This is a genomic window from Alistipes sp. cv1 (assembly GCF_900240235.1).
Taxonomy (GTDB): domain Bacteria; phylum Bacteroidota; class Bacteroidia; order Bacteroidales; family Rikenellaceae; genus Alistipes_A; species Alistipes_A hominis.
Genome location: NZ_OEPW01000002.1, coordinates 208,289 through 227,581, shown reverse-complemented (window position 1 = coordinate 227,581; position 19,293 = coordinate 208,289). Strand labels below are relative to the sequence as shown.

Here is a 19,293-nt window from a genome sequence, read left to right as displayed (position 1 = left end):
AACGATGATTTCATCGTAAAGATAGAAATAATTCGGACTGCGACGATGTTTTGCTCGGATTTCCGGCCGAAAAAAGACATTCCGGTTCCGATATCAGCAGGGAGGATTGCATCCCGGGTCGTCGCACGTCTCTTCCGGCCGTTCGAATTCCAGGGTGGCGTGGGTGATTCCCGTGTGTTCGAGCAGGTGTTTGATCCGGTGCTTGAGCGCTGGAATTTGTTCCGTGTCGCGAACGGCGATGTGGGCTGTCAGGGCGTTCTCGGTCGTGCTGATGGCCCAGATGTGCAGGTGGTGGACGTTTGCGATTCCGGGGTCCGCATCGAGGATCTCTTTCCGGATCCGCTCGCTGTCGATCCCGGTCGGGACGCCGTCCAGCGACAGACGCAGGCTGTCGTGCAGCAAATGCGCGGTCGAGATCAGGATGACTACGGCGATCACCATGCCGATGATGGGGTCGATGACGTACCATCCCGTAAAACTGATGACGATGCCCGAAATCAGTACGCCGACCGAAACCAGCGTATCGGCCGCCATGTGCAGGTAGGCGCCTTTGACGTTCAGATCTTTCTCCTTGTCTTTCAGAAATAGCCATGCGGTAAAGGCGTTGATGACGATTCCCACGCCGGCGACCCAGGCGACGCTGCCCCCGGCGATCGGAGTCGGATTTTTCAGCTTGTCGATACTTTCGGCAAAGATGACGCCGACGGCCACCAGCAGGATACATGCATTCAGCAGCGAGACCAGCACCGTGCTTTTTTTGTATCCGTAAGTGTATTTCGGGGTCGGTTTCAGCCGGGCGAGCCGGAATGCCAGCAGCGATAGGACGAGGCTGACGACGTCGCTCAGGTTGTGCCCCGCGTCGGAGATCAGGGCGACGGAGTCCAGAAAGAGTCCCGCGCCGAACTCGACGGCTACGAAAACCAGATTCAGCAGAATGCCCAGCATGAAAGCCCGGTTCAGGTGATCGACCGAATGATTGTGCGTGTGTGCCATGATGTTTTGTTTTATAAGCAGGGCAGCCGGCTCTTCGGAAGAAGGGCCGGCTGCCTGTATGTTTAAGACGGAACAGCCGTCTCCCGTTCCGGTTTAGATCGAAAGCGTTCTCAGCGTATTCAACAGCTCCCGTTTGATCGGTTTCTGGTTTTTGATCGCTTTGCTGAACGGGATGTAAACCAGTTCGTCGTTCTGGATGCCGACCATTACGTTGCGCTGGTCTTCGAGCAGGGCGTTGATGGCGGCTTCTCCGAGCCGGCTCGCCAGAATCCGGTCGCTGGCCGACGGCGAACCGCCGCGCTGAATGTGTCCCAGGATCGTTACGCGGACATCGTACTGCGGAAATTCGTTCTTGACCCGTTCGGCCAGTCCGATGGCGCCGCCGGTCAGTTCGCTTTCGGCCACCAGGACGATGCTGCTGTTCTTCGATTTGCGGAATCCCTGTTGGATGAATTCGCCCAGTTGGTCGACTTCCGTCGCGATTTCCGGGATGATGGCCGCTTCGGCTCCCGAAGCGATGGCTCCGTTCAGCGCGAGGAATCCGGCTTCGCGGCCCATGACCTCGATGAAGAAAATGCGTTCGTGCGAGGTCGCCGTGTCGCGGATCTTATCGACCGATTCTACGATGGTGTTCAGAGCGGTATCGTACCCGATGGTCGTATCGGTGCCGAACAGGTCGTTGTCGATCGTTCCCGGCACTCCTACGATCGGGAAATTGTATTCGGAAGCGAAAATCCGCGCTCCGGTCAGCGACCCGTCCCCGCCGATTACGACCAGCGCCGAGATGCCGTGCTTTATGATGTTGTCGTAAGCGATCTTCCGGCCTTCCGGCGTCCGGAACTCCTCGCAGCGCGCAGTTTTGAGGATGGTTCCTCCCTGCTGGATGATGTTGCTGACATTCTGGGTCTGGAACGGAATGATCTCATCGGTTATCAGGCCTTTGTATCCTCTCATGATCCCTTTTACGTCGAATCCGTTGTAAATAGCCGCCCGCGTCACGGCGCGGATGGCCGCATTCATACCCGGGGCGTCTCCGCCCGACGTCAGAATACCCACGCATTTCTTTCCTTCCATAATCGTTCCTCCTTTTCGGTTCAATCTTTATCCGTTACAAAAATAGTAATTAATCAATTCCCCTGCACATTGGATGCCTGATTTTTTGAACGGAAAGAAAAGAAGAAACCGGAACGTTAATTCCGGTTTCTGCGGTTCAGAATAAAGAAAATTCCTGCGAAGATGAAAAGAAGGGGGAAAATGATCTTTTCGAACGGGATATCCAGGCACAGCCGGTCGACCAGCAGCAGCAGGATTCCGATCGCCGTGACGATGCCGCCCGGGATCCACCGGCTCAGCGAAAGCAGGTAGGTTCCGATCAGAACGACCAGCATGTGCCAGGAGAAGATCAGCTCGAATGCGCTGTCGGATAGCAGCCCGAAGTTGTTCAGCAGCCACAGGATGCCTGCGAGGATCAGGATGATCCCGATAAAAAGATTGCGCGGACGGATTATTTCAACCGTTCGGTTGCGTCCGGGTTTGTCGTTTTCGATGATTTCCATGCCGATGGTAGTTATTGGGTTGTGTCGGGTCGGCCGTCGGGATCTGCCGACGCGCCCCCCGTTTTCCGTTTTATTCCGTATAATATTCGATGCGAACGGTGTCGGTGGCCGTCGAGTCGCCTATTGAAACCGTTTCGACGCGCACCGTATCGTTGACGATCGTCGGAGTCGGGATGACGGTCACGCTCCGGGTTACATTGAAAAAGAGTTCGATGTTGTCTTTTCGCACCGCTTCTTCCAAGCGGTCGTAATTCCTTACGACGTATACGCCGATATAGATCAGGATTAGAATCCAGATACCGAACAGCACGGACAGGGTCGTTTTCCGACTCGGCAGGTCGAAAACCAGTTTCATCAGCAGGTAGATGACGATGAAAACCGGCAGGACGAACACCAGCAGCAACAGGATCACCAGCAGGACGCTCTGGGTGCCGGCGATGTGGAACGGCATTCCGACGATCGATCCGCCGATCAGGAATGAAATGACGGCGACGACGGCTGCGATGATGCTCAGCGCCAGAATGCCGCCTACGATCAGAACGAAGGCCTTGATGCAAAACAGCAATACCCGGCCCAGAACATAAAGCAACTCGGAAAATACCGAGGCCGTCCGTTCGTTTTTCGGCGAAGGATGGGCGCTGTTCAGATCTTCGCTGATGTTACGGTGGATCGACGAGGCGGTGATTTTTTCCCCGCTCATCTCCAGCCTTTGGCGCGGCGTGCGCGCTTTCGGGATCGAGAACCACAGGATCAGGTAGAGCAGGGAACTGACGCCGATCAACACCCCGAAAAATCCGCAAAACATATTCAGAAACGGGATGACGCTGATGCAGACCAAGATCAACAGCGGCGAGCAGAAAATCAGGCGCACCAGGATCGGGTCTACCCGGAAATAGGTGGCTATTCCGTTGCACACGCCGCCGAGTTTGGCTCCGTCGGGGTTGCGGTAGAGCCGTCGCGCGAAGTTGTCGGATGGAACGCTGTCTGCCTGAATGTTGTCTGCCGGCGTGCGCGTATCCATGCCGTCGGGCAGACCCAGTTGGCCGATAATGGTACGGATTCGCTCGGCGGTGACCACCGTGTCGGCGTCCTGTTCGTTCAGGATCAGTTCGCTGATGCGGGCTTCGATATCCGACAGGATTTCGGGGCCGTCCGGATTTCCTTTGTATCCTACCTCGATCCGTACCAGGTAGTCTTTCAAAAGCCGGTATCCTTCGTTTTCGAGGATAAAAGCGATGCCGGCGATGCTGACATTGATCGTGTTGTTCATGGCTGTCGGGTTTTAACGGTTTCCGTCGCGGATGATCCGGATCTGCGAGATCAGTTCACTCCATGCGATGTCGAGTTGTTCGAGGCATTCTCGGCCTTTCTGCGTGATCGAATAATACTTGCGGGGCGGTCCTTGCGGCGATTCTTCCCAGCGGTACGAAAGAAGCCCCTGGTTTTTCTGCCGGGTGAGCAGCGGATAGAGCGTCCCTTCCACCACGATCATTTCGGCGGCCTTCAGCTCGGCGATGATCGATGAAGCATAGGCGTCGTTGCGCGATATGATCGACAGGATGCAATACTCCAGGATCCCTTTCCGCATCTGGGCCTTGATATTGTCTATATTCAGTTCTGTCATGGCCTTACCTCCTGTATTCGTTATAGTTCTCTTGTTTTGCCGGTTCCAGCGGGATGATGATCCACATGACGATGTAGACCATCAGGCCGACTCCGAAAATGATGAACAGCGCCATAAGGACCCGGACCAACGTAAGATCGATTTCCGAGTACTCGGCGATACCGCCGCATACGCCGCCGATGATCTTCTCGCGGCGGCTCCGGTAAAGCCGGCGCTGCCGATCGGGTCCCGGTCCGGGTTCTTGGTCCGGGAGACTGCGGCGCGGTTCCCCGAACTCGCGGGCGCTGCCGATGATCGCGATCGCCCGTTTGACCAGCGCCGCGTCCACGACTTGCGACTGGGCCGAAATCGCGCCGTTGAAAATATCGGCGATCCGTATCTCGATGTCCTGCATCGTCTCTTTGTCGTCTACGCCGTCCAGACGGATTTCGATTTCGTTCAGGTATTTTTTCAGCATGCCGTAGGCGTCTTCGTCCACGATGAACGGAGCGCCTCCTATGTTTACGTTTACGGTCTTTTTCATGATGTCGCTTTTTTGAGATTAAACGATATTTGAATGGATACGACAAATATATGGAATAAAATTATACTTTGCAATACAAAGTACCATGTTTTTCTCAATCTATTCCGGTGCGTAAACGACAAAAGCCTTACAATATGCTTATTGTAAGGCTTTTATTTGGAAATGAGATCGGAATTATTTTTCAGAAAAAGAAAATAATTCCCGAATCAGTGCGAGGAACCGACCGGTTTAGGCCATGTCCCACTGTTCGCGGATCAGTTTCAGCGCAGCCGGAACGCTCTGCGTCCTGTCTCCTTTACAGCCGCATTCGAAGCTGACGTAATTCGGGTAATTCATCGCTTTCAGGGCGCGGAAGCCGTCCACGTAGTTGTCTACGTCGCCGTCTTCGCCGGGCGTGTTGCGGGTGCCGCGGCTGGCGATGTGTACGTGTTGCAGGTGCTCGCCGGCGGAGAAGAAGGCCCCGTAGTCGGAAGGTTCTTCGAAAGTCATGTGCCAGAAGTCGCCCATGCATTTCACGGCGGGATGTTTCGCATCGCGGCAGATCGAGGCGGCGTCGCCTACTTGGCGCAGGTAGAATGCCTCGTTGCGGTTCAACGGTTCGAGAATGACGGTCGTGCCGCACTGTACCGCGTAATCGCCCAACTGGCGGAGCTGGTCTACCAAGTAGTTGCGGGTGTCCATCGTGTGCGGCATTGCGGGAACCTGCCCGTTGAAAGCCGGAACCATGATGACGCCCGTCGAGCCGAGTTCGCCGGCCGCAGCGATGATCTCGCGCATCGTTTGGTCGAACTGTTGCCGCACGGCTTCGTCTTCCGACAGAATGAAGCCCTGGAAACCGGCGCAGATCGCGCTGACCTTGATGTTGCGTCCTTGCAGCAGTTTTTGCAGTTCGCCGACCCGTGCGGCCAAGCCGGCTCCGCCGGGTTCGAAGCCGACCACGCCGTTCTGTTCCATGAAATCGAATTTCTGCTCCAGCGTTTCACCGGGAGCGGTTCCTTCCTGGAACGAGAGTTTCAGTTCCGTTTTTTTCTTTTTAGTGCTGTCGCATCCTGCGAGCATGTTCAGCGGACTGACCGCTGCGACGGCTCCGCCGACCAGCGTCGCCCGTAAAAAGTCTCTTCTTTTCATATTTTTGATTGTTTGTTTCGGTTCGATAATTCGTCCTGCAATCGTTTCAGGTAACGGTCTATTCCCTCGGCATCGCCGGTGCGCGGCGTCCAGGGCGCCAGGTCGGACTCTTGCAGCGGGACGTACGGGCCGGGCTTCACTTCGTAGACGACCGTACCGCTTTCGAGCACCAACAGGCTATGCCACTCGCCGGCCGGAATGTCGAATCCGTAAACGCCTTGCTGCGGGTCGATCACGGCACATTCGGCAATTTCGCCCCGGTCGTTGAAAATGAACGAGGCGACGCTGCCGCGCAATACCACGATCGCCTCGTCCTTGGCAGGATTCAGGTGGCGGTGCGCCGGCAGGTAGCTGCCCGGTTCGAGCGCATTCAACAGCCGGTTTACCGGATCGTCCGGCCGTTCGTGAAAGTTATAATTCTTTCGGAGACGGTCGTCCGTTCTGGCCTGGGCGGAGGTACGGTTCAACAGTTCGGCATCGATGAGTTTCATCTTGTTTCAGGTTGTCTCCCGGAACGAATAAAAACGGGTATAGATGTATATACCCGTTTTATTGCCGGAATCCGGATCGCCGGAGTTCGTTCTATTTGCCTGTGCCCGGGACGGGAACGGTATAGATGCTCATGTCCATCGGGCCGAGTTCCATCTTGGCAGGCGTGAGGTTCAGCGGCGATGCCGTCATTTCGTCCCAAGAGACCGACTTGCCGGTGTAAGCCGATTCCCGGCCCATAATGGCGCACATATTCGATGTGGCGGTCTCTTCGGCCTGTACGATCGGGGTATTGTTGCGGATGCAGGAGATCCAGTTGACATGCTCCAGCGTGTACGGGTCGTTTTGCTGGTGGGCGGCATCTTCGGTCGCGCTGTCGTACTGCCATACGATGTTGCCCTGCAGGTCGCGGATGGCGAAGTCGGTGCTGCTCCACGATCCTTTGGTTCCCTGGATGAATTCGCTGACGTTGGAATCGCAGCCGTCGATCTGGCGGCACATGCTGTGCATATGAACGCCGTTGTCGTATTCGAAATCTACGCTGAAATTGTCGTACTGATCCCCCGTCACGCGGCGCTGGCGGCTTCCGAAAGCGGTGGCTCGTTTCGGCTTATAACCCGAGAACCAGTTGAATACGTCGATATTGTGAACGTGTTGTTCAACGATATGGTCTCCGGAAAGCCATTTCCAGTTCACCCAGTCGCGGATCATCCACTCCATGTCCGACCAACCTTTTTCACGGTTGCGGTACCACAGCATCGGCTGATTCCAGTAGACGTTGCCGCCGGTAATTTCGCCGATCAGACCTTCCTGCACCTTTTTATACGATTCTACGTAGGGGCGTTGATGGTGACGCTGCGTTCCGGTGATAACGCACAGCCCCTTGGCCTGGGCCTGCTTGGCCGCGGCCATTACGGTGCGGTAACCTTCCGGATCGACGCAGATCGGTTTTTCGAGGAAACTGTGTACCCCTTTTTCGGTGGCGTATTTGAAGTGTTCCGGACGGAAAAACGGGGGCGTGGCGATGATTACCACGTCTACGCCGGAATCGATCACGTTTTTATAGGCGTCGAAACCGGTGAAGCATTTGTCGTCGGCTACTTCGATCTGGTATTTGTCTTTCAGCGTGTTTTTCAATCCCTGCAGACGGTCGTCGAATACGTCGCCAAGCGCCGTGATCGTGACTCCGTTGGCGGCGGCCAGAAAGTTCTCGGCCGCTCCCGAACCGCGTCCGCCGCAGCCGATCACGCCGGCTTTCAGTTCTTTTCCGTCGGCCGCTTTGTCGGGCAATTCCGGAATGTAATATTCCCCGGGCGCCTTCAACGGTACGTAAGCCGTCTTTTTGCTGTTTCCGCACGAGGAAAGAAGCGGTGAAAAGCCCAGCGCTCCGGCTACGCCGGCCACTGCCGAATAGGAGAGGAACTCCCTTCTGGTAATTTTGTTATCCTTGCTCATAATAGTTAATGTTTAGGTTTTATTGATTTGGTTTCTTTTTTGTCGGACAAGCTCTGACGATTACGGTTGCTGACCCTCGGCGGGTTCGCATACGACCCGGAACCCGATGCTGCGGATATCCGAGTACCACCAGATACTTTTCGGATTTTGCGGATCGGTTTTCAGCCATTTGTCGTGCTCGGTATGTCCGCGGGCGGCCGATCGCAGATCCGCCGCGTCGTCGGAGAACTGACCGCCGCGCACTACGTGTTCTTTCCCCGATGCGGGGCCTTTCGGATCGACTGCGCCGTCGGGCATTTTCGCGTAGGCGTCTTCGGCATACCAGTCCGAACAGTATTCCATTACGTTGCCGAGCGTATTTTTAAGCCCGAACGGGTTGGCTTGTACGAACGACGGCTCCTGGGTTTTGTTCTTGCTGTTTTTGGTATAGACGACGTAACGGTTTATGTTGGTCGTGTCGGCATCGAAGAATTTCCGCCAGAAGCCCTGATCGGAGAGTTTCTTCGGATCGCCGGCGAAGAAGTAGGGCGTTTCCGTTCCGCCGCGCGTCGCGTATTCCCATTCGGCTTCGGTCGGCAGACGGTATTTCTTGCCGGTTTTTTTCGACAACCACTGGCAGAACGTTTCGGCCGCGTAATGGGTCATCGTGATGGCCGGCCGGTTGCCGCTGCCCCAACCCTGGTCGGGGATGCCGAACGGCGGGGTCGGGCCGCTGATCGCGTCTACTTCCGGGTTCGAATTGTTGGCGTAAACCTTTTCCGGCGGCGTGCGTCCTTCCGACATGGTCTCGGCGTAAAAAGCCCAGTACTGATCCCAGGTCACTTCGGTTTCGCCGATAAAGAACGGCGAAACGGTCACTTTTTTTACGGGGCCTTCGTCGTCCCTGCGGAACGGTTCGTCGTCCGGGCTGCCCATTGCGAAAGTTCCTCCGGGGATCGCTTTCATGTCAAACGATACGGTCGTACCGGGGATGGTTTCGGTAAAATTCTCGAATGCGGTTACGGTAGCCGCTTCGGTGAACGGTTCGCCTTTTTTCGCTTCGGGCTGCGGGATGCCCTGCATTTTCGCATGCGTATAGTTCGGATCGTAATGGCCTACGTCCAGATGGCAGCTGATACACTGCAGGTCGAGTTTCTTTTCGTTTTCTTCGTAGTAGAGATGGGCGGTGATACCTTCCTGACTGAGCCGCGACGGGAACAACTGCTGATGGCACTCCTTGCATGATTCGTTGTAGACGATCGTGACGGCGTGGTCCAGTTCTTTTTTACTTTCCCAGTCGAATTCGGAACTGTCTTTCGTCCAGTAGGCCCACAAATCTTTCAAACCGGTCCGCGCTTTGGCCGTGAAATGCTTGAAAGAGCCTTTCGGGGGCAGGTGGCATTCGGCGCAACCGGTCACTACGCCGCTTTTGCTGTTGTGGTGCGACGACAGTTTCCAGCTTTTATCCGCCTGAGGGTGCACATGGCACGACTGGCACGACTCGTCCGTCGAACTCTGCATGTAAACTCTGTTCAATCCGATCGTGATGCTCGCTCCGACGGCAACCGCCGCTATGACAGTTAAAATGAGTCCTTTACGGCTAAGCCCTATAATTTTTTTCTGATGCTCTTTTTTTTCGGATTTCCCGGACATACAAACTGATAGTTAAAATTTTCAATTAGCCACACTCCGCAGCTTAAATACAAATTTATATAAAATATGCCAGAAAAGCCAAAACATCGCCGAAACTTTTACTAAGAATTTTTATTAAAGTGCGTTCTAAATCACTTCCGGTTGAGGCCGATGTTCTTTCCGGAAAATGTGCGGGGGGGGGTTATTCGGCTGAAATTCCGGTTCGAAATCTACCACCCGGCTCGTTTTTCGCCCGTATAGCGACTCCGAGATGGGCGGACAGCCGGAACTTCTCTTATGATGTTTAGGGGGGGCCTGCGGATAAAATGAAGATCGACAATTCGAAGCGGTCGGCAGCGACGGGATCGTCCCGGTTGCTAAACATGATCGGCCGGGGGCGATCACTGTGTCGGCAGCGTGTATACGAAACTTTTTCGGGTAATAAAAAACGCCTTCATCGCATGAAGGCGTTTTTGTCAGGTGTGCGATGTCGAAAAATCAGTCGTTGCCGATTTCGCTTCCCATCATATCGAGCAGTTCGTTCGTAATCAACTGCTGGCGTGTTTTGTTGTACTGGATCGTAAGTTCCTGGATCAGTTCGATCGCATTGTCCGTCGCCATTTGCATGGCGATTGTCCGGGCGGCATGCTCGGCGGCGTTCGAATCCAGCAACACGGTGAAAATTTTCAGCCCCAGCACCTGCGGGATCAGCGTGTTGACGACCGTCTCGCGATCCGGTTCGACGATATAATCCGCGCTCAGACCTTTCCCTTTCTGCTGTTCGGTGTCGATCGGCAGGTACTCCTCGCGCGTCAGCACCTGTACGGCCGTGCTTTTGAAATGGTTGTATATCAGTTCGACGCGGTCGATCTCGTGATTTGCGAACATCTTCATCAACCGGGCGGCTAGATCGGAAGTTTCTTTGTAAGTCGGTTTCTCAGCCATTTTCTGGTAATCGCCCTGCGGTTCGAAACCCTCTTTGCGGGTCGCTTCGGCGATTTTTTTCCCGATCGGGAAGATCAGAATGTTTTCCCGTTTCAGCTTGCCGTAAGAGGCGATCGTTTCGTGCAGTTTTTTAGCGACATTGGCGTTGAATGCACCGCAGAGCGACGAGTTTGACGAAACGGCCACGATAGCCACCCGCTGCACTTCCCTCTTTTCGGCAAAGGGAGAACTGACCGAACCTTCGGCCGACAGGAATCCCGACAGGATACCGTTCAGCTTCCGCTCGTAGGGGAGCATGTTTTCGATGGCTCCCTGCGCGCGGTGCAACTTGGCCGACGCTACCATTTTCATGGCCGACGTGATTTTCAGCGTACTGTTGACCGACGCGATTCTTCCCTTGACCTCTTTCAGCGATGCCATGGCTTATGACTTTTTAAGTGCCGAGGCGACTGCTGCAGCCACTTCCTCGATTTTGGCGGTTACCTCGTCGTTGATGATGCCTTTTTTCAACGTGGCGAGCGTTTCGCTGCCCAGCAGGTTGTTGATCAATGCCGTTTCGAAATCCTGCACCCGATCCAGCGGAACGTCTTTCAGCAGGCCGTGCGTACCGCAGTACAGTACGGCGATCTGTTGTTCGACCGGCATCGGCGAGTATTGCGGTTGTACCAGCAGACGGGTGTTTTTCTGTCCTTTGTCGATCGTCAGCGCCGTCACCGGATCCATGTCGCCGCCGAACTTCGTAAACGCTTCCAGTTCGCGGTACTGGGCCTGGTCGATTTTCAGCGTGCCGGCCACCTTTTTCATCGCCTTGATCTGCGCGTTACCGCCGACGCGCGATACCGAGATTCCGACGTTGATAGCCGGGCGGTTTCCCTGGTTGAACAGGTCGGTGTCGAGGAAGATCTGACCGTCGGTGATCGAAATCACGTTGGTCGGGATATAGGCGGCTACGTCCCCCGCCTGCGTTTCGATGATCGGCAGCGCCGTCAGCGAACCGCCTCCTTTGACCTTGCCTTGCAGGCTGGGCGGTAGGTCGTTCATCTGCTCGGCCACTTCCTGCTGGTTGATGATCTTCGCGGCGCGTTCCAACAAACGGGAGTGCAGGTAGAAGATATCGCCCGGATACGCTTCGCGGCCCGACGGGCGGCGGAGAATCAGCGATACTTCGCGGTAAGCTACCGCCTGTTTCGACAGGTCGTCGTAAACGACCAGCGCGTGGCGTCCCGTATCGCGGAAGTATTCGCCGATGGCGGCCCCGGCGAACGGTGCGAAATATTGCATGGCGGCCGGGTCGGAAGCCGTAGCGGCCACGACGACCGTATAGTCCATCGCTCCTTTTTCACGCAGCGTGTTGACGATCGTGGCTACGGTCGAGCCTTTTTGCCCGATGGCTACGTAGATACAGTAGATCGGGTCGCCCGCTTCGAAATTGCTTTTCTGGTTCAGGATCGTATCGATGGCGATAGCCGTTTTTCCGGTCTGGCGGTCGCCGATGATCAGTTCGCGCTGTCCGCGGCCGATCGGGATCATCGCGTCGACGGCTTTCAGTCCGGTTTGCAGCGGCTGGTTCACCGGCTGCCGGAAAATAACGCCCGGCGCTTTGCGTTCCAGCGGCATTTCGATCGTTTCGCCACCGATCAGTCCCATGCCGTCCAGCGGATTGCCGAGCGGGTCGATCACGCGACCGAGCATCGCTTCGCTGACGTTGATCGACGCGATGCGCTTGGTGCGTTTCACGGTGTCCCCTTCGCGGATCTGATCCGTCGGGCCCAGCAGCACGGCGCCGACGTTATCTTCCTCGAGGTTCATTACCACGGCCCGGATGCCGTTGTCGAACTCCAACAGTTCGTTGGCCTCAGCATTCTGCAAGCCGTAGATCCGGACGACGCCGTCGCTGACCTGAAGCACCGTGCCGACTTCTTCGAACCGAAGGTCGGTGTCGATTCCCTCGAGCTGCATCCGCAGCACGTCCGAAATCTCGCTTGCCTTTATATTTTCAGACATACCTTCTTTGTTTACTGATTAAAAACACTATACAATCCGTTTGTTCTTTTCGACGAATTGTTTCTTGATATTGCGCAGTTGCGTCGCAATACTGGCGTCCAGCCGTTCCGAGTCCATTTCGAAAACGAACCCGCCGAGCAATTCCGGTCTGACGGACGTTTTGAGTTCCACCTTCCCGTTCGTTTCGGAGGCGATCAGGTCGATGATCTTCCGTTCGGTTTCGGGGGTTACGGGTACGGCCGTTTCCAGCCTGCCGGTGCTGATGCGGTTCAGTTTGCGGTACAGATCGAGGTACATCAGGCTGATCGATTGCAAGTAACGTTCCCTGCGGTTGTGCAGCACGAGCCACACGAACCGGTCGAATACTTCGCTCGTTCGTCCTCCGCCCGCGGTACGGATCAGTTCCGTTTTCTTGTCGACCGGCAGTACGGGATTATCCAGTACCCGGCGCAGCGCGTGTTCGCGTTCGAAACTTCCGGCCACGGCGGACATCTCGGCGTACACCTGTTCCGCGCATTTTTTTTCATACGCGAACTCTAGCAACGCTTTGGCATACCGTACCGGGATCATTCCTGTGTTCATACGCTACGACTGTTTCATGTCGGGCATCTCCTCGAGCAGGCGGTCGATCATCGACATCTGCGCCGGGGTGTTGTCCAGCTTGTTACGGATCACTTTTTCGGCGATATCGACCGACAGCATCGCGATCTGGCTGCGTACTTCGCGCACGGCGGCCTCTTTCTCAAGCCGTATCTGGCGTTTCGCCTCTTCGAGTTGTTTCTGGGCTTCGGCCTGCGCCTGTCCCTTCGCCTCGCTGATGATACGCTCCTTGGCGGCGGCGGCTTCGTTCAGGATTTTCATCTGATCTTCGCGCGCTTGCTGCAGCAGGGCTTCGCTTTCGGTTTTGATATTGTCCAGTTGGGCTTTTGCCTCTTTGGCCGCTTCCAGAGACTTTTCGACGAAAACCCTACGCTCCTCGACCATCTTCGTGATAACCGGGAAACCGTATTTGGCCAGGATCACGAAAACGACGATGAACGACAGCAGCATCCAAAACAGGAGGCCCGATTCGGGTTGTAAGAGTCCCATCGCTTTCCGGATTTAGGATTAAAGCGCGAGGAAACAAACGACCACGGCAAACAGCGCAACGCCTTCGACCAGCGCCGCGATGATGATCATATTCGTACGGATATCGTTCGAAGCTTCCGGCTGGCGTGCGATGGCTTCCATCGCCGATCCGCCGATCTTACCGATACCGATACCTGCTCCGATGGCGGCCAGACCGGCGCCGATCGCTGCGCCCAGTTTTCCGAGGCTCAATTCTGCTGCAACCTGTAACAATAATGTAAGTAACATAACTTTAGGTTTTTAATTGTTATTTGAATTAGTAACTTTTTGAAATTCCGTATCCGGATTAAATTTCCGCTTCTTCGGTTTTATGGTGCTCCACGCGCGCCAGGCCGATGAATACGGCCGACAGCATCGTGAATACGTAGGCCTGGATAAACGCCACCAGAAGTTCCAGCAGGTTCATGAAGATGCAGAACAATACCGATACCACTGTCATCGATCCGTTGACGGCCGGGCCCATGCTGACCGTGACGAATACCAGGCACGTGAGACTCAGGATCACCGCGTGTCCGGCCATCATGTTGGCGAACAGACGGATCATCAGCGCGAACGGCTTCGTGAAAATACCGACCAGTTCGATCGCCGGCATCATCGGAACCGGACATTTGAGCCATACGGGAACCTCCGGCCAGAAAATCTCTTTCCAGTATTCGCGCGTCCCGAACAGATTCACGGCGACGAATGTGCACAACGCCAACACCATCGTGATTGCGATATTGCCGGTCACGTTGGCCCCTCCGGGGAAAATCGGGATCAGCCCCATGATGTTGTTGATGAAGATGAAGAAAAAGACGGTCAGCAGGTACGGCGCGAACCGTTTGTAATCTTTCCCGACGCAGCTTTTGATCAGGTCGTCGTGGATCATCATCACGAACATTTCCATCGCTCCGACGAATCCGCCCGGCGCGGCCGTTTCGACTGTGCGTTTGCGGTACCACCGTGCGACGCCGAGTACGATGCAGACGAGGATCAGGCTGTTCAGCAGCAACGCGAACACCGTCTTCGTGATCGACAGGTCGAGCGGGCGCATCTCCTGTCCGTTGATGCGTTCGACGATCTTGCCGGCGTACGGGCCGTCCTGCGCGATGTAATAGCCGTTATATTCCCCATGTTCCAGGCGCGACGATGAGAATACGTTCCAGTGTCCGGTCTTGCTGCGAACGATCACCGGCAGCGGAACCGTCACGTGCGTTTCGCCCCAGGTCGTGATGTGCCATCCGTAAGCGTCGCCGATGTGTCCGAAAACGATCTCCTTCACGTCTGCGTCCTCGCCTTTGGGCAGGTCTTCCGCCGCTGCGGGTTTCGCGATCCCGAACAGCAGCAGACACACGATGGCAACGATATGTCGTAAACTATTCATTCCCTTCGTTTTTTTTCAATTTGTTTTCATAGTGCCAGAAAAACACCGTTTCGAATAGCAGGAAAATCAGGTAGTAGGCGAGAAACGTCACGACGAACTCCGTATTGCGAACATCCACCAGCGACGTGTAAAGCCCGATCAGCAGAACGAAAAGCAACATTTTCGCCACTTTCATGCCGAGGAACAGTCGCGTCATTTTCCGCCCGGTGTTGCGGCGGAAAAGCGCCACGAAAATCAGCCCCCAGAAATAGAAAAACAGCGGCATGTACGGCAGCCATTCCACATAATGTTTCGGGTAAGCGCCCAGCATCAGCGCCGCGCCGCCCCAGCCCGAAATCAGTGTCAGGAGGGTCAGCCCGATCACGTAATGCCTTTTAAATTTACGTTCCCCGTTTTCCATTTTTTCCAGTCGTTTGAGAAAGCCCGACGCTTCCCCGTGTTTTCTTTTTTCTGTCGTCAGACGCTTTCGACGCAGACCGACACTTTGTCTTTTTTCACTTCCGCAAAACCGCTCGCGATCGCCACTTTTTCTTCTTTGCCGTCTTTGAGCAGGTATTTGACCTCCCCTTTGACGAGGGCGGAGATGATCGGAGCGTGTCTTCTGAGCACGGTGAACTCGCCGAGCGCTCCCGGCAGCGTTACGCGCTCAACTTCTCCGCTGTAAAGCGTCCGTTCGGGGGATAAGATCTCGAGGGTCATACGGCAGCCTGTGCTAACAGTTTTTTACCTTTTTCGATCGCTTCGTCGATCGTTCCGACATTCAGGAAGGCCGGCTCGGGCAGGTAATCGACTTCGCCGTCGAGGATCATTTTGAACCCGCGGATCGTCTCCTCGATGGTGACCATCACGCCCGGTACGCCGGTGAACTGTTCGGCCACGGTGAACGGCTGCGACAGAAAACGCTGTACGCGGCGCGCCCGGTTCACGGTCTGCCGGTCTTCGTCCGAGAGCTCCTCCATGCCGAGGATCGATATGATGTCCTGCAACTCCTTGTTGCGCTGAAGGATCTGTTTTACGCGCTGCGCGGTTTCGTAGTGTTCCTTGCCGACCACCAGCGGATCGAGGATGCGCGAAGTCGATTCGAGCGGATCGACGGCCGGGTAGATCCCCAGCTCGGTGATCTTGCGGCTCAGTACGGTGGTGGCGTCCAGGTGCGTGAACGTGGTCGCCGGGGCCGGGTCGGTCAGGTCGTCCGCCGGCACGTAAACGGCCTGTACGGAGGTAATCGAACCTTTTTTCGTCGAGGTGATCCGCTCCTGCATCGCGCCCATTTCGGTGGCCAGCGTCGGCTGGTAACCCACGGCCGACGGCATACGTCCGAGCAGCGCCGATACTTCGGAGCCCGCCTGCGTGAAACGGAAAATATTGTCGATGAAGAACAGGATGTCCTTGGTTCCGGTTCCCGCGTCGCGGAACGATTCGGCTACGGTTAGCCCCGACAGCGCCACCGAAGAGCGGGCTCCGGGAGGTTCGTTCATCTGTCCGAACACCAGCGTGGCCTGCGATTTCTCGACCTCCTTGTAATCCACCTTCGACAGATCCCATTCGCCTTTTTCCATGCTCTCCTTGAACGCCTCGCCGTAGCGGATCACGCCCGATTCGATCATTTCGCGCAGCAAGTCGTTGCCCTCGCGGGTACGCTCGCCGACGCCTGCGAAAACCGAAAAGCCGTGGTGTTTCTTGGCGATGTTGTTAATCAGTTCCATGATCAGCACGGTCTTGCCGACGCCTGCGCCGCCGAACAGTCCGATCTTACCGCCTTTCGAATAGGGTTCGAGCAGGTCGATCACCTTGATACCGGTGTAGAGCACTTCCTGCACGGTGGTCAGTTCGTCGAATTTCGGGGGTTCGCGGTGGATCGGGTAAGCCCCTTTTTCGTCGAGCGGCTTCATGCCGTCGATCGCATCGCCCACGACGTTCATCAGCCGCCCTTTGATCTGCTCGCCGACCGGCATGGTAATCGGGCTGAAGTGCGATACCGCTTCCATTCCCCGGCGCAGGCCGTCGGTGCTGTCCATCGCGACGGTGCGCACGGTGTTTTCACCGATGTGCTGCTGTACTTCGACGATCAGGATTTTTCCGTTGTCGCGCCGGATCTGCATGGCGTCGTGGATGCTGGGCAGAACGACCTCGTTTTCGGGGCCTTCGAACGCCACGTCCACCACGGGGCCGATAATCTGCGAAATGCGACCTGTAATCTGCGACGGATGGGCCGTGTTCGATATGTTTTCCGATTCCATAACTTTTTTCCAATTAAAAAAAACATTTCAAAGGTACGGAGTTGAACGGATCAAAAAAGTCCCGATCCACGGCATTAATGTCCTAAATTTCTTTTTTACTACCTTTTTTTCTCCTTGTCGGAGTTCCGCCGGTTTGTTATCTTTGCCCCTGTCCGGCACATTTATGCCGTTGTGCGAAGATGATGAAAAAAGAAGGATTGCCCGGTATCGGCGTAGCGCAAATCGGGCCGGCGGACGGCCGCGGTTACGTGACCGATCATTTTCTGGTTACCGACCGCAGGTGGAGCGCGCCGGCTCTTTTCGCCGAGCCGGTACGGTTTTACGGCGCGTGCACCGGAATTTGTACGGCGGGGAGTTGTACGATCTCGCTGAACCTGAAAATTTCCGAAATCCGTCCCGGCGATTTAATCTTCATCGTCCCGGGAACGATCGTCCATATTCCGCGCCAAAGCGACGATTTCAGCCTTTGCATGACCGGTTTTTCCGCGGAATTCCTGAAAGGGATTTACCAGGCGATCAATCCGCTTTATCCGTATATTTTCCAGACTCCGGTGCTGCCGCTGGCTGCGGACGACGCCGAAACGCTGCTCGATCTGTTCGATTTGCTGTACGAGAAAGCGCTGCGCAAGGAGCACTGTTATTGTAGGGAGATCGTGCAGAACCTGCTGTTGACTCTTTTTTACGAGATCAGCGCCCTGTATCAGAAAAAATATGCGAAAAGCGACCGGCAACTGACCCGCGACGAGGAGATTTTCCGCAAGCTGATCCGCCTGATTATCCTGCATTATAAAGAGGAGCGGACGGTGGCTTTTTATGCGCGGGAGTTGTGTCTGACGCCTAAATACTTGTCGTCGGTCGTTAAGAAGACCACCAACCGCACCGTTACCGAATGGATCAACGAGACGGTCGTGCTCGATGCGAAAACGCAGTTGAAATCGTCGCAGATGACCGTGCAGCAGATCGCCAACTACCTGAATTTCCCGACACCGTCGTTCTTCGGCCGTTTTTTCAAGAAGCATACGGGCATGACGCCGAAAGCGTACCGGCTCAGCGAATAAGCACGCACCGGGCTGAAAATCCTGTCGGAACGGCCCTTTAATTATTATATAATAATCGCCGGGTTTTGTCCAGGCGACCGCTTCCCGTTAAAGTCCTCCCTGTCCTTTGCCCCCGAACAGTTCCGTCGCCGAAACGGCCAGCGTAGCGATGCTGATGCGGCACGAAGGGGCTGCTTTCAGGATGGTTTCGGCGCAGGCGGTCAGCGTCGAACCGGTCGTCAGCACATCGTCGACCAGCAGGATATGGCGTCCGGCCAGCCGTTGCGGACGGCGTACCGAAAAGATGTCCGCCACGTTTTCCCAGCGGTCTTTGCGGTTGCGCATGGCGGTTTGCGAACGGTTGTAGGATTTACGGACGAGACTGCGGCAATCGGTCTCCCTGCCGAGCGCCCCGGCGATGCCGCGCGCGAGGTACTCCGCTTGGTTGTAGCCCCTGCGGAAAAGTCGCCTGTAATGCAACGGTACGGGGACGATCAGGTCGACCGTGTCGTACAGGCCGCTTTCGGACAGCTCCGCGCCGAACATCGCTCCGAGTCGCAGGCAGGTTTTCCATTGTCCGTGGTATTTGAATCCGTGGATCATCGCCCGGTAGCGGCCGTGCCGGGTGAAAAAGAACATCGAGGCCGCCTCTTGCACCGGAACCAGTCCCCAGAATTTACGGGCGACCGGGTTGTCGTGCTCGGCGGCATACCCGGTCAGCGGCATGTCCCAGCGGCAGTGCGGGCACAGCCACCGGACGCTCTCGGGCAGCGCCCGCCCGCAGGCCGGGCACCGTTCCGGGAAGAACAGGCGGAATATTTCCGAAAAATAGGTGCGAAGCATGACGGACGTTCTGGGTTTGGACATCGGCCGTTGCGGCCCTGAAAAAATCGATTATTCGGGAGAACCGGATTGCCAGCGTTTCAGGTGCGGGAAAAACTGTCGCATCTGCTCGCGGGCTTGTTCGCGGGTGTACTGTACCGGGGAATCGCGGTTGAATTCGTCCAGGTAGTTCAGGCAGTTTTCGATCATTTCGTCCATCGTGCATTTCTGCGTGAACGTTCCGTCCCGGAAACAAAAATGACAGTACGTTTCGTTTGGGGTTCGGTCGGCGTTCGTGCCGAATTGGGAGGCGTCCGTAAGCGGCATGCCGCAACTTTGACAGAATTTTTGTTCCATAATTAGGTACATGATATC

General features: G+C 55.7%; 22 protein-coding genes. 1 reads left to right on the top strand and 21 read right to left on the bottom strand.

All coding sequences use genetic code 11. The features are described from left to right. Window positions 1-93: 93 nt before the first annotated feature. The 19 genes from C1A08_RS05380 to atpD all read right to left on the bottom strand — a co-directional run bounded on the left by C1A08_RS05380 (window position 94) and on the right by atpD (window position 17,059). Window positions 94-993 (bottom strand): cation diffusion facilitator family transporter, encoded by a 900-nt coding sequence (locus C1A08_RS05380; RefSeq protein ID WP_101571899.1) that lies wholly within the window; start codon window positions 991-993, stop codon window positions 94-96. A gap of 93 nt (window positions 994-1,086) precedes the next feature. After that, the gene (gene pfkA / locus C1A08_RS05375) at window positions 1,087-2,067 is read right to left on the bottom strand and encodes a 6-phosphofructokinase (RefSeq protein WP_055202750.1); all 981 of its coding nucleotides are present in this window, start codon (window positions 2,065-2,067) and stop codon (window positions 1,087-1,089) included. A 116-nt stretch (window positions 2,068-2,183) separates the two neighbouring features. Then, window positions 2,184-2,549 (bottom strand): LiaF transmembrane domain-containing protein, encoded by a 366-nt coding sequence (locus C1A08_RS05370; RefSeq protein ID WP_055202748.1) that lies wholly within the window; start codon window positions 2,547-2,549, stop codon window positions 2,184-2,186. Window positions 2,550-2,619: 70 nt separating this feature from the next. Then, complete coding sequence (locus tag C1A08_RS05365; RefSeq protein WP_101571897.1) at window positions 2,620-3,819, bottom strand: PspC domain-containing protein; 1,200 nt, start codon at window positions 3,817-3,819, stop codon at window positions 2,620-2,622. A gap of 12 nt (window positions 3,820-3,831) precedes the next feature. After that, window positions 3,832-4,173 (bottom strand): PadR family transcriptional regulator, encoded by a 342-nt coding sequence (locus C1A08_RS05360; protein ID WP_055202744.1) that lies wholly within the window; start codon window positions 4,171-4,173, stop codon window positions 3,832-3,834. 4 nt (window positions 4,174-4,177) lie between these two features. After that, window positions 4,178-4,696 carry a PspC domain-containing protein gene (locus C1A08_RS05355; protein ID WP_101571895.1) on the bottom strand — a complete coding sequence of 173 codons (519 nt, stop codon included), beginning with the start codon at window positions 4,694-4,696 and terminating at the stop codon, window positions 4,178-4,180. A 228-nt stretch (window positions 4,697-4,924) separates the two neighbouring features. Then, window positions 4,925-5,824, bottom strand: coding sequence for a sugar phosphate isomerase/epimerase family protein (locus C1A08_RS05350; RefSeq protein ID WP_101571893.1), 900 nt, complete (start codon window positions 5,822-5,824; stop codon window positions 4,925-4,927). Continuing rightward, window positions 5,821-6,315, bottom strand: a complete 495-nt coding sequence (locus tag C1A08_RS05345) for a WbuC family cupin fold metalloprotein (RefSeq protein ID WP_101571891.1) — start codon at window positions 6,313-6,315, stop codon at window positions 5,821-5,823. The genes C1A08_RS05350 and C1A08_RS05345 overlap by 4 nt, the downstream gene beginning before the upstream one ends. A gap of 91 nt (window positions 6,316-6,406) precedes the next feature. Beyond that, window positions 6,407-7,768, bottom strand: a complete 1,362-nt coding sequence (locus C1A08_RS05340) for a Gfo/Idh/MocA family protein (RefSeq protein WP_055202735.1) — start codon at window positions 7,766-7,768, stop codon at window positions 6,407-6,409. 60 nt (window positions 7,769-7,828) lie between these two features. Beyond that, a complete protein-coding gene (locus C1A08_RS05335; RefSeq protein ID WP_055202733.1) occupies window positions 7,829-9,400 on the bottom strand; it encodes an SUMF1/EgtB/PvdO family nonheme iron enzyme in 1,572 nt (523 codons plus the stop codon). Between the two features lie 477 nt (window positions 9,401-9,877). Beyond that, entirely contained in the window at window positions 9,878-10,744 is an 867-nt protein-coding gene (locus tag C1A08_RS05330; RefSeq protein WP_101571889.1) for a F0F1 ATP synthase subunit gamma, read from the bottom strand. Between the two features lie 3 nt (window positions 10,745-10,747). Continuing rightward, window positions 10,748-12,328, bottom strand: coding sequence for a F0F1 ATP synthase subunit alpha (gene atpA, locus C1A08_RS05325; protein ID WP_055202729.1), 1,581 nt, complete (start codon window positions 12,326-12,328; stop codon window positions 10,748-10,750). A 27-nt stretch (window positions 12,329-12,355) separates the two neighbouring features. Next, window positions 12,356-12,910, bottom strand: coding sequence for a F0F1 ATP synthase subunit delta (locus tag C1A08_RS05320; protein ID WP_101571887.1), 555 nt, complete (start codon window positions 12,908-12,910; stop codon window positions 12,356-12,358). Between the two features lie 3 nt (window positions 12,911-12,913). Further along, complete coding sequence (gene atpF, locus C1A08_RS05315; protein WP_055202725.1) at window positions 12,914-13,417, bottom strand: F0F1 ATP synthase subunit B; 504 nt, start codon at window positions 13,415-13,417, stop codon at window positions 12,914-12,916. Window positions 13,418-13,435: 18 nt separating this feature from the next. Then, window positions 13,436-13,684 carry an ATP synthase F0 subunit C gene (gene atpE / locus C1A08_RS05310; RefSeq protein WP_055202723.1) on the bottom strand — a complete coding sequence of 83 codons (249 nt, stop codon included), beginning with the start codon at window positions 13,682-13,684 and terminating at the stop codon, window positions 13,436-13,438. A 58-nt stretch (window positions 13,685-13,742) separates the two neighbouring features. Next, window positions 13,743-14,819, bottom strand: a complete 1,077-nt coding sequence (atpB, locus tag C1A08_RS05305) for a F0F1 ATP synthase subunit A (protein WP_055202721.1) — start codon at window positions 14,817-14,819, stop codon at window positions 13,743-13,745. After that, window positions 14,812-15,219: a hypothetical protein gene (locus tag C1A08_RS05300; RefSeq protein WP_101571885.1), complete on the bottom strand. Its 408-nt coding sequence runs from the start codon at window positions 15,217-15,219 to the stop codon at window positions 14,812-14,814. The genes atpB and C1A08_RS05300 overlap by 8 nt, the downstream gene beginning before the upstream one ends. A 56-nt stretch (window positions 15,220-15,275) precedes the next feature. Continuing rightward, window positions 15,276-15,518, bottom strand: coding sequence for an ATP synthase F1 subunit epsilon (gene atpC / locus C1A08_RS05295; protein WP_055202717.1), 243 nt, complete (start codon window positions 15,516-15,518; stop codon window positions 15,276-15,278). Beyond that, window positions 15,515-17,059, bottom strand: coding sequence for a F0F1 ATP synthase subunit beta (gene atpD, locus C1A08_RS05290; RefSeq protein WP_101571883.1), 1,545 nt, complete (start codon window positions 17,057-17,059; stop codon window positions 15,515-15,517). Before atpD ends, atpC begins: the two co-directional genes overlap by 4 nt. A gap of 179 nt (window positions 17,060-17,238) precedes the next feature. Between atpD and C1A08_RS05285 the strand changes: the two genes are divergently transcribed. After that, on the top strand, window positions 17,239-18,117 hold the full coding sequence (locus C1A08_RS05285; protein WP_101571880.1) for a helix-turn-helix domain-containing protein: 879 nt from the start codon (window positions 17,239-17,241) through the stop codon (window positions 18,115-18,117). A gap of 87 nt (window positions 18,118-18,204) precedes the next feature. Here C1A08_RS05285 and C1A08_RS05280 read toward each other — a convergent pair whose 3' ends face one another. Together C1A08_RS05280 and C1A08_RS05275 are read right to left on the bottom strand one after the other, a co-directional pair. Further along, the gene (locus tag C1A08_RS05280; protein WP_101571878.1) at window positions 18,205-18,939 is read right to left on the bottom strand and encodes a ComF family protein; all 735 of its coding nucleotides are present in this window, start codon (window positions 18,937-18,939) and stop codon (window positions 18,205-18,207) included. 51 nt (window positions 18,940-18,990) lie between these two features. After that, window positions 18,991-19,275, bottom strand: coding sequence for a zinc ribbon domain-containing protein (locus C1A08_RS05275; RefSeq protein ID WP_055203530.1), 285 nt, complete (start codon window positions 19,273-19,275; stop codon window positions 18,991-18,993). Between the last annotated feature and the right edge of the window lie 18 nt (window positions 19,276-19,293).